This window comes from Collinsella sp. An2 (genome assembly GCF_002160065.1).
Taxonomy (GTDB): Bacteria; Actinomycetota; Coriobacteriia; order Coriobacteriales; family Coriobacteriaceae; genus Limicola.
The window spans coordinates 45,583-64,150 of record NZ_NFJW01000001.1; the positions used below are offsets into that span (position 1 = coordinate 45,583).

The following is an 18,568-nucleotide window of genomic DNA, read 5'->3' on the forward strand; positions in this document are numbered from 1 at the left end:
TGTATTCGCCGGTCGCGAGGCGTCCGAACGTCGCTTATGCCCAGGTGCCGTGGTGTCCGGCGTCGTGGCTGTCGTGGGCGGCGCCGTTGTGATGCGCTCCGCGGCGGGCATTCGCACCGCTGCGGGCGCCGCTTGCTGTTGCAGCTCCCGTGCCGCCGCCTACGCCGTGTCCACACGCCGGTGCGCCCGCATTGGTGCAATTGTCGCAGATGCCGTTGGCGTCTGCGTCGACGTAGGAGCTGCAGGCATGGTGCGTGCGGCCCGCGGCGTTTCCGCAGGTGTCGCAGCGGCCGTCGTTGTCGGCATCGAGGAATTCGTTGCGGGCGTGCGCGTTCTTTCCAGGGGCGCGTCCACAGGTGTCGCAGATTCCGTCCCCGTCGGTGTCGCAGAACGCGTTGCAGGCCTTGTTGTTGCCGGTAACCCGTGCTCCGCAGAGGTCACAGAGGCCGTCTTCGTTGGCATCGCGACATTTCGGAGAGGTGTGTGCCGAGCCGGGCTGCGTTGCCGAGGCAAGTTGGGCCTGCAGTGTTGCGGTCCTGCCGACGCCTGCTCCCGCCGCTGTGGCAGGGCCCGCTGCAACCAGGCTAAACCCCAGCGCCGCTGCAATCGCTATGCCGGCCGCTGCTGAAATCAGATGGCTGCGTTTCATGATGCGCTCCTTTCGATGGTTGGAAGGCGGGTCTCGCATCCCCGTCATAACCAATACGATTCAGACTGCCTCTTCCTTGCAACGAGTCGATGTTTTTTGACATGCGGACGCCGTGCCCTCGTGCGGGTGGACGCTGTTGCGAGTGCCTCACCGTCGATACACGATGAATATGCAATTCAAGCATGGTGAAGAATAAAGAATAGGTATTTGTAATATAACAAGGAAAACGCCACCATGGATGCCAATCAATCCGAGCCGCGCGCAGCGATGCGAGTCGTGCAAAGTGCGGCAGAGCGAAAGGAGCGAATTCGTGAAAGGTGGCAATAACAAGCTGCTGGTGCTCATTTTGACCATCGGCGTCTTTGGCATCCTGAACACTGAGATGGGCATTGTGGGGGTGATTCCCTACGTCGCGGAGCGGTTTGGCGTCAGCGTACCCGATGCCGGTCTGCTGGTAAGCATGTTCGCCCTTATCGTTGCAATCGCTGGCCCTACGATGCCGCTGCTGTTTTCGAAGGTGAATCGCAAGACGGTCATGCTTCTAGCGCTCGGTGCGTTCTCCGTGTGCAACGTTGTGGGCATGCTAGCTCCCACGTTTGAGGTGCTGCTTGCCGCGCGTGTGATCCCGGCGGCCTTCCATCCACTGTACGTCTCGATGGCCATGGCGGTGGCGCAACAGACTGGCGAGACTGCGGCGGAGCGCGCAAAGAACTCCTCGCAGGTATTTGTGGGCGTCTCGGCCGGTATGGTGGTGGGCGCTCCCATTGCGGGCCTGTTGGCCAGCTCGATCTCGTTTGCGGCCTCCATGGCGTTCTTTGCGGTGGTCACCATCGTGGCGCTGGTTATGACGGTGGCGCTTGTGCCGTCCATGCCTGTGGAGCACCCCATGAGCTATGGCAGTCAGATCGCCATCCTCAAGAACCCGCTCGTCATTGTTTCGCTGCCTGCGGCCGCCACGATCAACGCGGCTATGTTCGGCTTTTATAGCTACCTGAGCGACTACCTGGGCAGTGCCGTTGGGATGGGTCCTGCGCTGGTAAGCGGCGTGTTGTTCGCGTACGGTCTGGCGAATATCGTAGGCAACGTGGTCTCGGGACGCAGCCTTGGTGTCTCGCCCAAGATGACCATGGTCGTTGGTCCCCTTGCCCTTGCGGCGCTGTATGTCGCCCTGTTTGTGGCAGGTAGCGTGCAGCTTGCGGCGATTGCTCTCATGCTTGTGCTGGGCGTGGCGGTTGGCCTGGCCAACAACTGCGACCAGTTCATGGTGTCGCGCTCGGCGCCCGAGGCGCCGGACTTCGCCAACGGGCTCTTCCTCACGGTGACCAATCTTGGAACGACCGTGGGTACCACCGTGTGCGGCTCGCTCATAACTGCGGGTGGCACGCACATGGCCGTACTCGGTACGCTGCCGTGCCTGGCGTTGGGCATCGTCTTTACGATGGCGTGCATTCGCCTTATGGGCAGGACTGCGTCCGGCCAGGAAGAAGCTGCTGCGACCCAGTCAGCTCGGGCATAACACCGAGGGACGCCCGATCAACCGACGGACGTCCGCTCAATCAACGGACGCCCGCTCAACCAAAGGGCGCCTGCTCGATCGAAGGGCGTCCGCTCAACCGACAGGCGCCCGCTCGCATCCAAATTGGGCTCCCGGTCGCGGTTTCTCCTGAACTATATGCACGGCGACAGCCCGGCTCATTCCTCGCACGCAATCGAAGTCCTTGATTTTGCCGTTTTGGGCCTCTAAAACATCCAAATTGAGGACTTCATCCGGGAGTTTTTCGCACCTACTCGAGAACATCTCGATCCAAGCAATTGGCTGCGCGCCTGCCTGCGGCCGTTCGCCTGCCTGCGGCTGTGTACCTGCCTGCGTGGCAAAGTGGCAACAAACCTTGTGCTGAACCATACTCCAGGTATCAGAACGTCATCATCCAATAGCTATCGTTGCAGCAGCCAGCGGTAAAGCGCGGCGCAAGAAGGGACAGACATGGAATATCGCACGTTGCCGCATGGCGGCGAAAAGATCAGCGTCCTGGGTCTAGGAGCGGGCAGCCTTCACAACGCCGATACCGCTGAGGTCGAGCGCACAATCGAGGCCGCTATCGAAGCAGGTGTCAATCACTTCGATTTTATTCCCAGCAACAGCAAGCCGTTCGAGGGCATGGCCCGGGCGCTGGGCCGTCACCGCGACGAAGTCCATATTCAGGTTCATCTGGGTGCCGAGTACACCAAGGGCGATTATGGCTGGACGACCGATGCGCCGCTTGCCATATCGGAATTCGAGCGTCGGCTTGCATCGCTTGGTACCGACTACGCCGACTTCGGCTTCATACACTGTATCGACGAAGATGCCGACCTTGATCGCGTGATGAACGGCGGCATCTGGGATTATGCGCTCCACGCAAAGCAGGAGGGGATTATCCGGCATCTGGCGTTTTCTACGCATAGCACCCATATAGCGCGTCGCCTGGTCGCCACGGGCGAGTTCGACCTGGCCATGTTCAGCCTGAATCCCATGTATGACTACACCGATGCAAGCGAGTACGGGCGCGGCGAGGCATCCGATCGTATGGCGCTGTACCAGGAGTTCGAGCGCGCCGGCATAGGGGTGTCGGTCATGAAGCCCTTCGCAGGCGGTCGGCTGCTCGACGCCGCTCAGTCGCCGTTCGGGCGTGCGCTCACACGCGTGCAGTGCATTCAGTATGCGCTCGACAAGCCCGGCGTGCTCACGGTGCTGCCCGGCGTGCGGGGCATGGATGACCTCCGCGAGATTCTGAAGTACCTGGACGCTTCGCCTGAGGAGCGAGACTACTTGGAGCTCGCCGACGTGGCCCCACAGGTGCGCGAGGCCCGCTGCGTGTACTGCAACCACTGCCAGCCATGTCCGGCAGGCTTGCAGATCGCGCTCATCAACAAGTACTACGACCTGGCCTGTCTGGGCGATGAGCTTGCGGCGGACCACTATCGTAACCTGGAGCTCCATGCGAGTGACTGCGTTGCGTGCGGTCACTGCGACAGCCGCTGCCCCTTTGGGGTGGAGCAGTCTGCTCACATGAATACCATCGCCGAGTACTTCGGCATATAGGTTGGACGTCAAGGCGCTTAGAAAATCTTATATATAGACACTTAGATTTTGTATAGCAATGAATATTAAGGGAACAATACCTCTCGGATAGACGAGTGCCGCCCCGCAGGGCGGCAGGCCGCGTCGCCATCACGGGCAGAGCCCTTCCAGACTATGCCGAGCAGCGATGGTGGTGCGGCCACCCTAAGAGAGGTGATTCTCATGAGAATCGACAAACTGGCCATGACGGCGCGGGAGGCCCTGCAGACCGCCATGGGCATCGCGAGCGACGCGCAGGCGGGAGCGGTGGAGCCGATTCATCTGCTGTCAGCATTGCTCACCGGCGGCGAGCGGAACATCTCGGTGATTATCGAGCGCATCGGTGCCGACCCGCAGCTGCTGTCGCGCGCCACGCAGGAGGCCATCGACCGTGCGCCGAAGGTCTCGGGCGACGGCGCCGAGATGGGGCTGTCGCGCGACCTCGTGCGTACGCTTGAGCGCGCCGAGAAGCGTGCGAGTAAGATGGGCGACAACTTTGTCGTGACCGAGCACCTACTTATGTCGCTGGCTGAGGACAAGGGCGACGCCGGCCGAGTGCTGAAGGACGCCGGGGTCACGACCGAGCGCATCGAGGAGGTCTACCAGGAGCTTCGCGGCGACGATCGCGTGACGTCTGCGGACGAGAAGACGCAGTTCGAGGCGCTGGAGCAGTATGGTCGCAACATCTGTGACCTCGCGCGCGCCGGCAAGCTCGACCCGGTCATCGGCCGTACCGAGGAGATTCGTCGCACCATCCAGGTGCTGAGCCGTCGTACCAAGAACAACCCGGTGCTCATCGGCGAGCCTGGCGTGGGCAAGACTGCCATCGTGGAGGGCATCGCCCAGCGTATCGTGGCGGGTGACGTCCCGAGCACGCTGCGCGACCGCGACCTTATCGAGCTTGACATGAGCGCGCTCGTCGCAGGCGCCAAGTACCGCGGTGAGTTCGAGGACCGTCTGAAGGCGGTGCTCAAGGAGGTCGAGCAGTCCAACGGCAAGATCATCCTGTTCATCGACGAGCTGCACACCATCGTAGGCGCTGGTGCCACCGAGGGCTCCATGGACGCCGGCAACATTCTGAAGCCGGCGCTGGCCCGTGGCGACCTGCATGCGATCGGCGCGACGACGCTCGACGAGTATCGCAAGTACATCGAAAAGGACGCGGCCCTTGCCCGTCGTTTCCAGACCGTGCTGGTCTCCGAGCCTTCCGTCGAGGACACCATCTCGATTCTGCGCGGCCTGAAGGAGAAGTACGAGATCTTCCACGGCGTACATATCACCGACAGCGCACTCGTGGCCGCAGCGGACCTCTCCGACCGTTACATCGCCGACCGATTCCTGCCCGATAAGGCCATCGACCTTGTGGACGAGGCAGCGAGCCGTCTGCGCATGGAGCTCGACTCCATGCCGGTCGAGATCGACCAGACGCAGCGTAAGCTCACCCAGATGCAGATCGAGGAGCAGGCGCTCATGAAGGAGACGGACGACGCCTCCAAGGAGCGCCTTGAGGCGCTCCGGCAGGAGATCGCCGAGGTTCAGGAGAAGCTGAACGTGCAGAAGGCGGGCTGGCTCAACCAGAAGAACGCCATCGATTACGTGCAGGACCTCAAGAGCCAGCTCGACGACGCTCGCGGCGAGGAGGAGCGTGCCACGCGCGATGGTGACCTGGCCCGTGCCAGCGAGCTGCGCTACGCACGTATCCCCGAGCTTGAGCGCCAGATCAAGGAAGCCGAGGACGAGCTCGACGCGCAGCGCGACGGCGGAGAAGGCCTGAACGAGCAGGTGACCTCCGACGAGATCGCCGAGGTCGTGAGCGCCTGGACCGGCGTGCCGGTGTCCAAGATGATGCAGGGGGAGCTCGACAAGCTGAAGAACCTCGAGGGCGAGCTGCACAAGCGCGTTATCGGCCAGGACGAGGCGGTAAGCGCCGTCGCGTCGGCCGTGCGCCGCAGCAGGGCCGGCCTCTCCGATCCGGACAAGCCTATCGGCAGCTTCTTCTTCCTGGGCCCCACCGGCGTAGGCAAGACCGAGCTCGCCAAGGCGCTGGCAGAGTGCCTCTTCGACGACGAACGCGCGCTCGTGCGTATCGACATGTCCGAGTACATGGAGAAGTTCTCGGTCCAGCGTCTTATCGGCGCGCCTCCGGGATACGTCGGTTACGAGGAAGGCGGTCAGCTGACCGAGGCCGTGCGTCGTCGTCCGTACAGCGTCATCCTGCTCGATGAGATGGAGAAGGCGCATCCGGACGTGTTCAACGTGCTTCTGCAGGTGCTCGACGACGGCCGCCTCACGGATGGCCAGGGACGTCAGGTGTCCTTCAAGAACACGATCATCATCATGACGTCGAACGTTGGCTCGAGCGCCATCGCCGAGCTGTCCGGTAAGGATGACGAGGCTATGAAGCGCGAGGTCGACGAGGCTATGCGCCAGACCTTCCGTCCGGAGTTCCTGAACCGTATCGACGATATCGTGGTCTTCCATCCGCTCGGCATGGCTCAGATCGAGAAGATCGTCGACATCCAGCTTGCCGACGTGCGCGAGCGTCTGGCGAAGGAGCGCATGACGCTCAACGTGACGCCCGGCGCCAAGCAGATGCTTGCCGTTGGCGGCTTGGACCCGGTGTATGGCGCGCGTCCGCTCAAGCGACTCATCCAGAGCGAGGTCGTGGACTGCATCGCGAAGGCCATCATCGACGGCGTGGTGCGCGAGGGCGACCAGGTGACGGTGGACGTGGATACCGAGGGCAGCTTCTATGTGGTAGAGGATGCCTCCGGTCCGGCTCCGACCTATGAGGTGCCCGAAGCCTAATGGGTCTTAGGTGCCTGTAAGGTCGACCGGCGCAAGGTTGCCTGGCGCAAGATCGCTTAGTGCGAGCGCCGAGAGCGGGCCAGCACATTGTTCATTGGGTGCGGCAACATCGGTTTTGCCGGGGTCGCCGCACCCTTTCTGTGCGGAGCTGCTAGGATGTGTGGCAGGGCGACACGGGTCGCCGTGTTGTAAGAAGGGGAGGGCGCTATGGCTCATTCGGGCGAGAAGGACGCGACGTCACGTGAGGCGCGCCGGCAGGATGCGCCGTCCTATGACCCCTACATTCGCGCAGAGAACGAAGATGACGATGGCTACGACCCCTACTCCGACCGTCGGCCCGAGCCAGAGCCGCTCTTTGAACGCGACCCCTGGGACTAGCTCGATTTGGCTTTTCTTGGCGGCGGCCACCGTTAAGGCTGCGCTGCCGGTCAGGTGGCTTCGAGGCTATCAAGCAGCTGATATATAACGGTTGCGGCCCTGTCACGACGATGCTACGTCATGGCAGGGCCGCTCGCTCTGTAGCGTGGATCCTTTATGCCGGGGCGGGGCATTCGGGGTTGCGGCTGGCGTATTTTGCCGTGAAGCCCTCGATATGCAGCGTGCTCGCGATGATGTCCTTTATGACTTCGGTCGATGTGTAGGGATGTGAGCGGATAAACATGATGAGACCGCTGATGAGCACATAGAAGGTCTCAAAGACATGGTCGATGAGCACTTCGTGGTAACGCTGAAACTCGACGACTGTCGAGTCGCAGATGTAGCGAGCGCAACGTTCGGCAACGCGGTGCACAAAGTCCGTGTACAGGATGGCGTCGCCGCCGATTGCGATTGATTTGGGCAGGTCGGGAGTCTGCAGCACCATGGAGCGCAAAAGCGCCGAGATGGTGTCGAGCGCCCCCTCGATGTCGCCACGCGTGCGGTTGGCGTTCCACGTGCGCAGACGGTCGATGAACGCGTCGATGGTGTAGTCGAGCGCGGCTTCGAGCGCCGCCTCTTTGTTGGGGAAGTAGTGGTAGAACAGCGAGCGAGTGCAGCCGACATGCTTTGTGATGTTGGAGACCGAAAGCTTGCTGATGCCCTCTTGGGCGCAGACGTCGATCACCGCGCGGAGCAGCTCTTCCTTGCGCACGTCGTGTGCAAGGCGAGTTTGACGCGCCTGGTTGGTGTTCATGTCGCTCAACGCCGTCACCTCTTTCGTTGGCATTGCTTGGGCGACGGACCGGCCTGCTCGCAAGGTCTTGGGCGGAGCGTGCAAGGCCATATGCCTTGGGGTCAGTCCAGGTTGCCCCATTGTGACATAAAGAAAGACACTTTTGCCAATTTCGTCAACAGAAACGCGAGGATAACATGATTGTTGAAGCGGGGTGCTTTCTTGTTGGCGGTCGCTAAGCCTGCGCGTGCGGCAGGCTTCTGCTAGAATCACATTACTTGCCTCCGTAGCTCAGGGGATAGAGCACCGCTCTCCTAAAGCGGGTGTCGACGGTTCGAATCCGCCCGGGGGCACCAGGGAACATGACGGCGTCGCGCGTGTGGCGCCGTTTCTGGTTGAGGGGGCAATGCCGGCGGATTCGGGCCGCCGGCGCCCGCCTCTGTTCTGCGGCAATATACACGCTCGGGTTCTTCGTCTGGTAAGTTCTGCAGCAATCCACACGCTCAAGGCCCCTATAGAGGGGTGTGAGCGTGTGGATTGCCACAACATAGAATTCAAGCGTGTGGATTGCCACAATTCAGTACCTCTAGAAGAGGGACCTATAGAAGAAGGACCTATGGAAAAACCGCAGGGGCAGGACGCGCATTCGAAGTCGAATCGTCGTCGCTGCTCCCTGCGGTCGGGTGTGGCAGATGTGCTCACAAAAACGTGCGTCGCGCAGGTACCCCGGTGCGAAGCGGTGCGCGCACGATGCTACTCGTCGCTGCCCTTGGAGATGACAACCGTGAGCGTGTTGCCCGAAAGCGTGGCGTCCATGACCATACCGGAGTCGTAGTCGTTGCTAAACTCGTACTCCTTCTTCACGGTGATGCTGGACGGCACGTTGCTGGTAAGGTTGCTCTCCCAGGTTCCTACAAGCGCAGACGCGTCAGACGACGTGAAGTCGTTCGAGCTGCCGCCGCCGTTGTTGTTGCTGGTCGAGCCGCCGTTGTCGCTGTTGCCACCGCTGTTGTTGCTGCCCGAGTTGCTCGAAGTGGAGCCCGAGGAGATGGTGACCGTAATGCTGGTGCCCTTGGGTTGCAGGCCGCGCGGGTTCCAGTCGATGACCTTGCCCTTCTCGACGCTGTCGCTTTCCTCGTAGTTCACGGTGTAGCCGAAGTCCTCGCCCAGCGCATCGGCGACCTGGCTCTCGGTCATGTTGCTCAGGTTGGGCACGCTCACAGAGCCGGGCGCGACGGCGACGGTGATGGTGACGGTCTCGTCCTCGTCGATCATCTCGCCGGCCTTGCGGCTCTGGTCAATGACCGTGTTCTCATCGTCGCTGTCGCTTTCCTGCTCGTTGACCGTGTACTTGATGTTGAGGTTCTGCAGCTTCTGCTCGGCCGTCTCAAGTGTGTCACCCACGACGTTGGGCATCTCGGCCTGCTCGGTAGCGGGGCCGCGAGACACAGTGATGTCGATCGAGGAGCCCTCGGGCGCCTGCTGGCCGTTGTCTCCCTTGGGGGTCTGGTCCATGACCTCGCCCTCGTCGTAGTCGTCGCTGTAGCCAGGGTCGACGGTGCCCACCTCGAAGCCTGCATCCTCAATGGCTTCGCGCGCCTGGTCCTCGGTCATGCCGATGACGTTGGGAACGTCGGCCATGGTGGCGCTGCTGCCAAACAGGTTCACAGCAAGTGCCACGATGACGCCCAGGATTGCGATAACCGCAATCACGCCGGCGACGATCTTGCCCTTGCCGCTGTGTTCCTCCTCGACGTCCTCATACGAAGACGAGCTGCCGGCAAGCGGAGCCCTGCCAGACGAGCGGGTGCTGTCGACAGCGGGGCGTGCCATGGCACGCGTCTGATCGCTCATGACGCGCGTCTCGGTGGCACCCACCCCGGCGACGCCGGCGCTGATGACGCGGGTCGGCTCGGGTACGTCTACGGTACGGCCGGCCAGGTAGGCGTTGAGCACCTGGCGCAGCTCGTCGGCGGTCTGGAAGCGGTTGGCGGGGTCCTTTTCCATGCAGCGCAGGATGATGCGCTCAAGGTCGGCATCGACGCCGGGGTTCACCTGCGACGGCGGCACGGGCAGCTCGTTGACCTGCTTGAGGGCGACCGAAATCGCATCGTCGCCGTCGAAGGGCACCTGGCCGGTCGCGCACTCGTACATGACCACGCCGAGCGAGTAGATGTCCGAGGTCGGGCCAAGCTCCTGGCCGCGGGTCTGCTCGGGGGAGACGTAGTGCGCGGTGCCCAGCACGTTGTTGTCCTGGGTGAGGTGGCTGTTTTTGGCGCGGGCGATGCCGAAGTCCATGACCTTGATGTTGCCATCGGGCTGCACCATGATGTTTTGCGGCTTGATGTCGCGGTGGATGATCTCGTGCTTGTGGGCTACCGAGAGCGCCGCGCAGATCTGTGAGCCGATCTGCGCGACCTTCTTGGGATCAAGGGCGCCGTGGCTGCGGATGCCGCTCTTCAGATCGGTTCCGCGGAGGTACTCCATGACGATGTAGTAGGTGTCGCCCTCCTTGCCCCAGTCGTAGACGCCGACGATGTAGGGGCTCTGCAGGCCCGCGGCCGCCTGGGCCTCCTGTTTAAAGCGCGCTGCAAACGTGGCGTCGGCTGCGTACTGCGGCAGCATAATCTTCACCGCCACCGTGCGGTCGAGGACCTGGTCCTGCGCACGGTAGACGGTGGCCATGCCACCCGCGCCGATCTTATCCTTGAGGAGGTACCTTCCCCCGAGGACCTGCTGCTCCATCTGTGTGCTCCTAACCAAACTCATACACGCCCGAGGAGTTTGTACCCCTCGGAATTGATTCCAACTCGCCTCCGCCGTTGCCGGCGTGCGTCCACCGATGCGATGCGACCGCGCTACGAGCTCTGTGCGGCGAGGGCCGCCGCCAGGACCCGTCCGGCAATAGATGCTGCCGAGATGTCGTGGTCGTAGTAGTTCTCGATCACGACCGAAATCGCGACCGTCGGTGAGTCATAGGGGGCGAATCCCACGAAGGTGGAGTTCGCGTTGTCGTTGTTGACCTCGCCCGTGCCCGTCTTGCCGGCCACCTGGACGCCGCTGATCGCAGCCTCGCCGCCCGTGCCGCTCTGTACGACGGAGAGCATGGCCTCACGGATCTGCTCGGCGGTGTCGGCGCTGATGGGCTGGCCCAGCGAGCGGGGCTGCGTGGTGCTTACCACGGTGCCGTCGGGTGCCAGGATCTGGGAAACGATGTAGGGGTTCATGGCGATGCCGCCGTTGGCCACTGCAGCCACGATCACCGCGTTCTGCATGGTGGTGACCTGCGGTCCGGGGGTGTGACCCTGGCCGACGGGCTGGCCGGCGCCTGCCCAGGCGGTCTCCCACTCCGTCATGACCGACGGGTCGGGCATGATCGAGGGCGTGGTGGAGAAGTCCTGGCCAAGCGAGGTGCCAAAGCCGTAGGCGTTGGCATACTGCACGAGGGTGTCGGCCCCCAGGTCAACGGCAAGCTGGCCGAAGGCGACGTTCGAGGACACGGCAAAGGCCCGCTGCAGGCTGATGGTGCCATAGCCCACGTCCTCGGCGTTCGTGACCGGCGCGCCGCCGATGTCCATCTCGGCCGGGGCGTTGTAGGTGGTCTTGAGCGTGGCGAACCCGGTCTCAAGCGCGGCGGAGAGCGTCACCACCTTGAAGGTCGAACCGGGCGTGTAGAGCGCCTGGGTCGTGCGGTCGTACATGGCGGAGTCCGCCGCGTTGCCCGAGAGCACCGAAGCGATGTCGGTGTTGTCATAGGTGGGCGAGCTCGCCTTGGCAAGCACCGCGCCCGTGCGCGGGTCGAGCACCACGATGGCGCCGGAAAGGCCGTTCAGGGCCTGCTCGGCCGCCTGCTGGATGCGGGAGTCAAGCGTGAGCATGACCGAGTTGCCCGGCTGCGAGGTGCCCGCGAGCGAATTCAGAGCATTCTCCCAGCTGGAGTAATCCTTCGAGCCGGTGAGCGTATCGTTCATAGAGCTCTCGATGCCGGCAGAGCCGTACTGCGTGGAGTAGTAGCCCACGGTATGCGCGGCCATGTTGCCGTTGGGGTAGGAGCGCACGTAGGTGCCGTCCTCCTGCTGGAGTGACTCGGCAAGGGTCACGCCGTCGGACGTGATGATGGAGCCGCGCTTGATGTAACGGGCGCGCTCGATGGTGTGGTTGTTCGAGGGCATGCTCTGGTACTCGTCGGCCTTGATGACCTGAATGTAGGTGAGGTTGCCGATGAGCACGGCGAACAGGGCCGTGAAGAGGAAGACGGCGCGGGTGAGGCGCTTCGCGAGGGCTACGCGGCCCAACACGCCGGATTCGGGCGTGTCGAGCAGGCGGCGGCGGAGGCGCGATCCCGGGCGAGCATGGGAGCCGCCCGAGGCGGCGTTGCCCGGCCCTGCGGCTGCCGATCCCTTGCTGAAGATACGCGTGCCGGCCTTGCTCACCATGGCCTCGGCTGCCTCGCCGGCGGATGCCTCGGGAAGTGAGGTCATGATGCCCGTGCCGGCAAGCTCCGTCTCGCGGCCGGTCGCCTCGTCGCCGGCGCGCATGAGCAGTGCCACGATGATGAAGCTCGCCAGCAGCGACGAGCCACCCTGGCTCATGAAGGGCAGGGTCACGCCGGTCAGCGGGATAAGGCGGGTCACGCCGCCCACGATGAGGAAGGCCTGGAACGAGATGGCCGCGGTGAGGCCGGTGGCGCTGAAGGCAGCCAGGTCGGATTTGGCACGTGCCGCCGTGGTGAGGCCGCGCACGGCGAAGAGCATGAACAGGATGAGCACCGCAGAGCCGCCGAGCAGGCCAATCTCCTCGCCGATGGCCGAGAAGATGAAGTCGGACTCAACGACCGGGATGTTTGTCGAGAGGCCCTTGCCGATGCCCGTGCCAATCAAGCCGCCGTCGGCAAGCGAGAAGAGGGACTGGACAAGCTGGTAGCCGCCGCCCTGGGCGTCGGCAAAGGGGTCGAGCCAGATCTGGAAACGGGTCTGCACGTGGCTCATCACCTGATAGGCGCCGAAGCCGCCGATGGCAAGCAGCACCAGACCGATGAGCACATACGACACGCGTCCGGTGGCCACATAGAGCATGATGAGGAAGATCGTGTAGAAGAGCAGGGCGCTGCCCAGGTCGCGCTCGAACGCCACGATGATAAGGCAGATGCCCCACACCACGAACAGCGGTACGAACAGACGCAGGCGCGGCAGCTTGAATCCCAGGATGTTGTGGCTCGCGATGGAGAACAGCTCGCGGTTCTCGGACAGGTATCCCGCCAGGAAGAGCACGATAAGCACCTTGGCGAACTCGCCGGGCTGGATGGTGAAGATCTCGCCGATGCCGATCCACAGGCGCGAGCCGCCGCGCTCCACGCCGATGAAGATCGGCAGGATGAGCAGGATGATGCCGGCGATGCCCAGCGTGTACTTGTAGCGCCGCACGACGTCGAGGTTCTTTACGAGCGCGAGCGTGCCCACCATGAGGGCGATGCCCACGAACAGAAAGACGATCTGGTTCATGGCGACCTCGGGCCGCAGGCGCGTGACGAAGGTGATGCCGATGCCCGAGAGCGCAAAGACGACGGGCAGGATGGCGGGGTCGGCCCCGGGGGCAAGGATGCGCACGGCGATATGTGCCGCGGCGAAGGCGACAAACAGGCCGATCGGCACGGCGAGGGTGCCGAAGGTGAGCGCGGTGCCGGTGAACACCACGTACATGGCGTACAGCAGGGTTACGGGGAACGCTGCCGCTATGAGCAGGAAGAGCTCGGTGTTGCGACGGCTACTCATTGCGTCGCGCCTCCTTCCTGGGACGGTTCGGGGTTCGTTTCGGGGCCTTCGGCGGAAGATCCGCTGTCCCCGGCTTCGGCGGAGGTGTCGCCGGTGGCGTTACCGATGGCCTCGGCGGTGTTCGCCTGGCGGGTGAGCGCCTCGTCGATCTGCTTGCGATAGTTCGAGAGCGTCTGGCGAGCGGAGTCCATGGACGCCTGGGGTATGCCGTCGCGCAGGCGGTTCTGAGTGTCCTCGGGCAGGTTGCTCAGCTCGATCGCGGTCTCGTCGTTGAGCCAGTAGAGGTCGAGCCCCATGAAGGACTCGGGGATGCCGTTGTAGATGGCCACGTGCCCGTCCTTCTCGCCCAGGAAGAGCGAGTTGGTGATGGACACGGCGAGCACGATGCCCGCGATGGCGAAGGTCGCCACGAAGGCGCACAGGGCGATGATGACGTTGCGGCGGCGCCTGCGCATGATGTCGCGCATGCGGCCGTCGTCGACCACGTCGACCACCACAACGGTCACGTTGTCCGAGCCACCTGCGGCAAGCGCCGCATCCACCAGGTTGTCCACGCAGATCTGGGCGGTGGAGGACTGGTTGGCAATCTCTTCGATCTCGCCGTCGGGGATCATGCTCGAAAGGCCGTCCGAGCACAGGATGAGCCGGTCGCCCTCTTCGATGTTGAGCTGGAAATGGTCGGCGTACATGGCCGGGTCGGAGCCGAGCGCGCGGGTGATGACCGAGCGGTTGGGGTGCACGCGCGCCTCGTCGGCCGTGATCTCGCCCGCGTCGACGAGCTCCTCAACGTAGGAGTGGTCGCGGGTGACGCGGATGAGTGTGCCCTCGTGCACCAGGTAAGCGCGCGAGTCGCCCACGTGGGCGAGGGCGATGGTGTTGCCCTCGATGTAGGCGGCCGTGGCGGTGCAGCCCATGCCGGGCTTGCCGAGGCCGTTTGCCGCCGCCTCGATGATCGCGGCGTTGGCCGCCTCGACGGCGGCTGCGAGCTGCGCCGGGTCGGCCGTCTTCGGGGCCATGCGCGCCACGGTCTCCACGGCAATGGACGAGGCGACCTCGCCCGCGGCGTGGCCGCCCATGCCGTCGCACACGCAGAAGAGCGGCGATTGCACCAGGTAGGAATCCTCATTGTGCGTGCGCACGCAGCCCACGTCGGAGCGCGCACCCCACATGAGCGAAGTGGTGGTGCCGGCGTCGTAGGTGGAGTCGGTGTCGATGCGCTCGTCGGCGATGGGCGCGAAGCTCTGCGTGGTGCCCGGGTCGCCCAGGCGCGACTCGACCGCCGTCACGTCGATCTCGGCGGTGGTGTCGGGCGCAGGCACCTCGTCGTCCTGTTCGGGGGAAGGCTCGGCGTCGCCGGGCGCGTGCGCACCGTCGAAGGGCTGGTCCGAGAGAGGCTCCGCGGCGTCGTCGGAAACGGGGGCGGCGTCCTCTATCGCGTCATGGGGCGGCTGGGTCTGGGGCTCTGCCTGCTCGGGTTGCTCGGGCCGAGCAGCCGTGTCCGGCGTGGAGTCTACGCGCAGGTGCGCGCCTGTCAGCGGGGCCTCCTCGTCCGCGGCGGCCGCGTCGTGCTCGGACGGCGCGGCTACGGGGGGTTCGGAGACAGGCGCTGTATCTGCCCGTTGCGGCGCAAAACCGCCCGGCACCTCTTCGGGCGCAGGGCGGCTGGAGCCGTCAAGCGGTGGGAAGATGCGGTCTTCGTCCGTGGTCATCGGCGGTTCACTTTCATGACGACGTCGCCGATCTGAACCTCGTCACCCTCGCGTAGGGTGGCAGGCTCGAGCAGCTGATGCCCGTTGACGAGCGTGCCGTTGAGCGAGTTGAGGTCCTCGATGACGAGCGCCGGCCCCTGCAGCGAGAAGCGCGCGTGCGAGGCCGAGACAAACGGTTCGTTGATGCAGATGTCAGAGCTGGGCGAGCGGCCCACGATGACCGGCCCCAGCATGTCCACGTGGATGCCGCGGATGCCGCGGGGGCCCTTGTCGACATCGATGGTCCAGATGGCGGAGTCCCGCCGCTGGCCGCGCACGAGCCCCACGCCCGTCTTCATGACGGCGAACAGGAAGATGTACAGCAGGACGACGAGAACGATCCTGCCAACGAAGAGGGTGATGTCGATCATCTGGCGATTCAGCCCCTAAACTCGAACGTGCTAAGGCCAAAGGTAAGCAGGTCGCCGTCGCGCAGCGGGCAGCGCGTGACGCGGCGGTTGTTGACGAGCGTTCCGTTGGTGGAGTTGAGGTCCTCGATGGACCAGGCGCCCCCGGCGCAGATGACCTGGGCGTGGCGGCGCGATACGTTGGGGTCCTTGAGTGCTACGTCCGACGACGCGCGCTCACGACCGATGACGCACTGGGGTCCGCGGATCTCGAAGACGTCGCCGGTCACCACGTCGACAAGCTGCGCCACGGGCTGGCTCGTCGCGCGGGGGTTTGCCATGTTGGAGGCGATGCTGGCGGCGGCACCCAGGGCGGCTCCCGTCGCGGCGGCCCCGCCCATGCCGGCGAGGGCCTCGCGGCTCACGGTCTTGGGCACGCTCACCACGGGCTCGGCGATGTTGGGAGCGAAGGGGTCGGCGACCGGAGACCCGGCCGCACCTGCGGCAAGGCCGCCGTCGGCGATGGCCACTTCGGGAACGCGGGCGCCCATGGCCGATGCGTGTCCGCGACGCGACGCGGGACGCGGGGTGGGGCGAAGCGGGGCGGGCTCGGGCTCAGGCTGGCGATTGACCGTCTGGGCCTGGACGTTCTGCGAAATGCCGCTCTGGTAGGCGCGCTCCTCCTCATAGAGGCGTGCGAGGGTGGGGGCATCCACGTTCTCCGCGAACACCGAGAACTTTCCGGCTCGCAGGGATGGGTCGATCATAAAGCGGACGAGCGGGTCGCCCACGAAGTTGTAGCGCTTGCGCTGGGCCTGCGCCTTCACGAACTCGCCGAGCTCACGCGTGAGTTCGGGATAGTAGGGAGCCATGAGGGGGTCATCCTCGTTGGCGATGAGCACGGTATAGAGCGCCGGCGCGGTGTTCACGCCGTTCACCACGAGCGTCTGATCTTCCATCTCGCGGGCCGCCTGCTTGGCGAGCTTCTTGAACGAGAACGGTGCCCGCGCGGCGCCGAAAATGCCCGCGACGTGGTTCTCGAAGATATTCAGGAAGTTCACAGACGATCACCTTCCGATAGGTCTTTACGGTATCCGAGTAACGAGACACATATATCGAGGATTATAGAGGATAGGGCTGCCGACCCCAGGGCCGCGAGGGGTCCGGTGGGGTCGACACCGCCATTTTCCATAGGGTTTGCAAGCCAGAGCAGCAAAACAACCACAATTGCGAAGAGCGCGCACGGCGCGGCGATAAGACCTTTGCCGCGGGATTCCTGTACGTTGTGCCACAGGCGCGCCAGCAGGAGGCTCGATGCCGCGGAGGCGGCCGAAAGCGATACGGCTCCCACCCAGAGCCAGGGATCTGCGAGGGCCGCGACCGCTTGGTCGGCCCCAAGCGCGCCGCCTGCGGCAAGAGCGGCGGCGCACAGGCGGGCGAAGAGGGTCCCCGCCGCAACCGACGCGGCTGCGGGAACAGGCGGCAGCAGGTAGGAGGCGACGGCGGCGATGGGCCCTGCAAGTACGAGGGCGTCTCCCGTTGTTATGCCCGCCGCAACGATGGCGGCAAGTACGGCCGACGCGGCAGGCGCGGTGCGGCCCCAGGTGTACCACCAGCCCGCGAAGCAGGAGCAAAACAGTATGAGGACGGGAAGGGCGGACAGAAGCTCGGTGGAGCTCGCGACGAGCATGACGAAGCAACAGGCGACCAGCGCCGATCCGATCTGCGGGGCGATGCCCGCCGCCAGGCCTATGGCCGCGGCGGCAAGCAGGAGCGCGGGGCCTGCGGCGACGCCCAGCTGTGCGAGCATGCCCAGGCTTGCGACAAAGACCGATACGCCTGCGAGAAGTCCGCAGGCGATGTCCCGGGCCCGGGGCGTGCGACTTCCCAGCCAGCCCTCGGCGGGATCCAGCTCCCATACCTTGCCTGTCGCCGTCAGCTCGTCGTCGTCCTCGGGCAGCCCGTCGGAGGTGAGCCGGGCGATGATGCGGGCCAGGCTGCGGCGACCCTCGCGCGCGTCGCCCAGGCCGTCCAGGAACTGGTCGGCAAAGTCCTGGACGTCGCCAAGGCGCTCGGCAGGATCGGCGGCAAGCGCTCCCAGCAGGGCGTCCTCTGCGGTTTCGGGGATGTCGGGGAGCAGGTCGCTCGGACGGATCACGCCTCGGGCGATGTTTTTCAGCGAATCGGCCGGCGTGGCGGCGCGGAAGGGTGCGGTGGCGCAGAGCGACTCGTAGAGCACGCATCCCAGCGCAAAGATGTCCGTGCGCTCGTCTACCAGGTCGCCCGTCAGCTGCTCGGGCGGCATGTAGCCGATGGTGCCGCCGCGTGCCCCGCCGAAGCCGGCCGCGCTCGCGAGCGTCGCCATGCCGAAGTCGGTGAGCTTTACATGGCCGCTGCGGTCAATGAGGACGTTTCCCGGCTTGATGTCCAGATGCAGCACGCGGTTCTCGTGTGCGAAGGCGAGCGCCTGCGTGAGGGCGTCGGCGATGCAGGCGCATTCGTCGTAGGTGAGCGAGTTCCCGTCGACGCCTGCGAGGAACTCCTCGAGCGACATGCCGTCGATGTATTCCATGACGAGGTAGGCATAGGCGTCGTCGTAGGTGAAGTCGATCACCGAAACGATGTTGGGGTGCTGCAGCATGCTCGCCGTGCGCGCCTCGGCGAGCGCCTGCGCGCGGACGTCCTCGGGCGTGGTGTTGTAAGGGGACGAGAGGGGGATGCGCTTGATGGCGACGCGACGCTGCAGGCGGGAGTCCAGGCAGATCTCGACGCTTCCGAAGCCGCCGGTTGCGCGGGTCTCCAGGGGGCGGTACCGCTTGAGCAGCGAGGTCGCGGCCGCGCCGGCAGGCGGCGCCGGCTCGTGGCGCGCCATGACGCGGGTGGGGCCCGCGGGTGACTCGGCGTGCGAGTCGTCGCGCCGAACGCGTCCGGTCCGGCCGGTATGGGTCGAGAACAGCGACATGGCTACCTCGTGGTGTGATTAGGGTGCGAAGTT

The 18,568-nt window shown here is 64.6% G+C and carries 12 protein-coding genes and 1 tRNA gene; 5 read left to right on the forward strand and 8 right to left on the reverse strand.

Features of this window, described 5'->3' with window-relative positions; genetic code table 11:
* Positions 1 to 34: 34 nt before the first annotated feature.
* Positions 35 to 649 (reverse strand): hypothetical protein, encoded by a 615-nt coding sequence (locus B5F33_RS00245; RefSeq protein ID WP_087409797.1) that lies wholly within the window; start codon positions 647 to 649, stop codon positions 35 to 37.
* A 310-nt stretch (positions 650 to 959) separates the two neighbouring features.
* Between B5F33_RS00245 and B5F33_RS00250 the strand changes: the two genes are divergently transcribed.
* From B5F33_RS00250 to B5F33_RS10885, 4 genes are all read left to right on the forward strand, one after another.
* Positions 960 to 2,165, forward strand: coding sequence for an MFS transporter (locus B5F33_RS00250; RefSeq protein ID WP_158095261.1), 1,206 nt, complete (start codon positions 960 to 962; stop codon positions 2,163 to 2,165).
* 468 nt (positions 2,166 to 2,633) lie between these two features.
* On the forward strand, positions 2,634 to 3,731 hold the full coding sequence (locus tag B5F33_RS00255; protein ID WP_087409799.1) for an aldo/keto reductase: 1,098 nt from the start codon (positions 2,634 to 2,636) through the stop codon (positions 3,729 to 3,731).
* 201 nt (positions 3,732 to 3,932) lie between these two features.
* Positions 3,933 to 6,557, forward strand: coding sequence for an ATP-dependent chaperone ClpB (gene clpB / locus B5F33_RS00260; RefSeq protein WP_087409800.1), 2,625 nt, complete (start codon positions 3,933 to 3,935; stop codon positions 6,555 to 6,557).
* A gap of 207 nt (positions 6,558 to 6,764) precedes the next feature.
* Positions 6,765 to 6,935, forward strand: a complete 171-nt coding sequence (locus tag B5F33_RS10885; RefSeq protein WP_158095262.1) for a hypothetical protein — start codon at positions 6,765 to 6,767, stop codon at positions 6,933 to 6,935.
* A gap of 154 nt (positions 6,936 to 7,089) precedes the next feature.
* Here B5F33_RS10885 and B5F33_RS00265 read toward each other — a convergent pair whose 3' ends face one another.
* Complete coding sequence (locus B5F33_RS00265) at positions 7,090 to 7,728, reverse strand: TetR/AcrR family transcriptional regulator (RefSeq protein WP_087410095.1); 639 nt, start codon at positions 7,726 to 7,728, stop codon at positions 7,090 to 7,092.
* A 259-nt stretch (positions 7,729 to 7,987) separates the two neighbouring features.
* On the opposite strand from B5F33_RS00265, the gene B5F33_RS00270 reads away from it, so the two are divergent.
* Positions 7,988 to 8,063: transfer RNA gene (locus B5F33_RS00270), tRNA-Arg, on the forward strand.
* Positions 8,064 to 8,460: 397 nt separating this feature from the next.
* On the opposite strand, the gene pknB is transcribed toward B5F33_RS00270, so the two are convergent.
* The 6 genes from pknB to B5F33_RS00300 form a co-directional block, all read right to left on the reverse strand.
* The gene (gene pknB / locus B5F33_RS00275; protein WP_087409801.1) at positions 8,461 to 10,452 is read right to left on the reverse strand and encodes a Stk1 family PASTA domain-containing Ser/Thr kinase; all 1,992 of its coding nucleotides are present in this window, start codon (positions 10,450 to 10,452) and stop codon (positions 8,461 to 8,463) included.
* A gap of 113 nt (positions 10,453 to 10,565) precedes the next feature.
* Complete coding sequence (locus B5F33_RS00280; protein ID WP_087409802.1) at positions 10,566 to 13,478, reverse strand: FtsW/RodA/SpoVE family cell cycle protein; 2,913 nt, start codon at positions 13,476 to 13,478, stop codon at positions 10,566 to 10,568.
* Positions 13,475 to 15,187, reverse strand: coding sequence for a Stp1/IreP family PP2C-type Ser/Thr phosphatase (locus B5F33_RS00285; protein WP_087409803.1), 1,713 nt, complete (start codon positions 15,185 to 15,187; stop codon positions 13,475 to 13,477). Before B5F33_RS00285 ends, B5F33_RS00280 begins: the two co-directional genes overlap by 4 nt.
* Positions 15,184 to 15,597 (reverse strand): FHA domain-containing protein, encoded by a 414-nt coding sequence (locus B5F33_RS00290; RefSeq protein WP_087409804.1) that lies wholly within the window; start codon positions 15,595 to 15,597, stop codon positions 15,184 to 15,186. The genes B5F33_RS00285 and B5F33_RS00290 overlap by 4 nt, the downstream gene beginning before the upstream one ends.
* A gap of 8 nt (positions 15,598 to 15,605) precedes the next feature.
* Positions 15,606 to 16,634: a DUF3662 and FHA domain-containing protein gene (locus tag B5F33_RS00295; RefSeq protein ID WP_087409805.1), complete on the reverse strand. Its 1,029-nt coding sequence runs from the start codon at positions 16,632 to 16,634 to the stop codon at positions 15,606 to 15,608.
* Entirely contained in the window at positions 16,631 to 18,535 is a 1,905-nt protein-coding gene (locus B5F33_RS00300; RefSeq protein ID WP_087409806.1) for a serine/threonine-protein kinase, read from the reverse strand. The genes B5F33_RS00295 and B5F33_RS00300 overlap by 4 nt, the downstream gene beginning before the upstream one ends.
* Positions 18,536 to 18,568 lie beyond the last annotated feature (33 nt).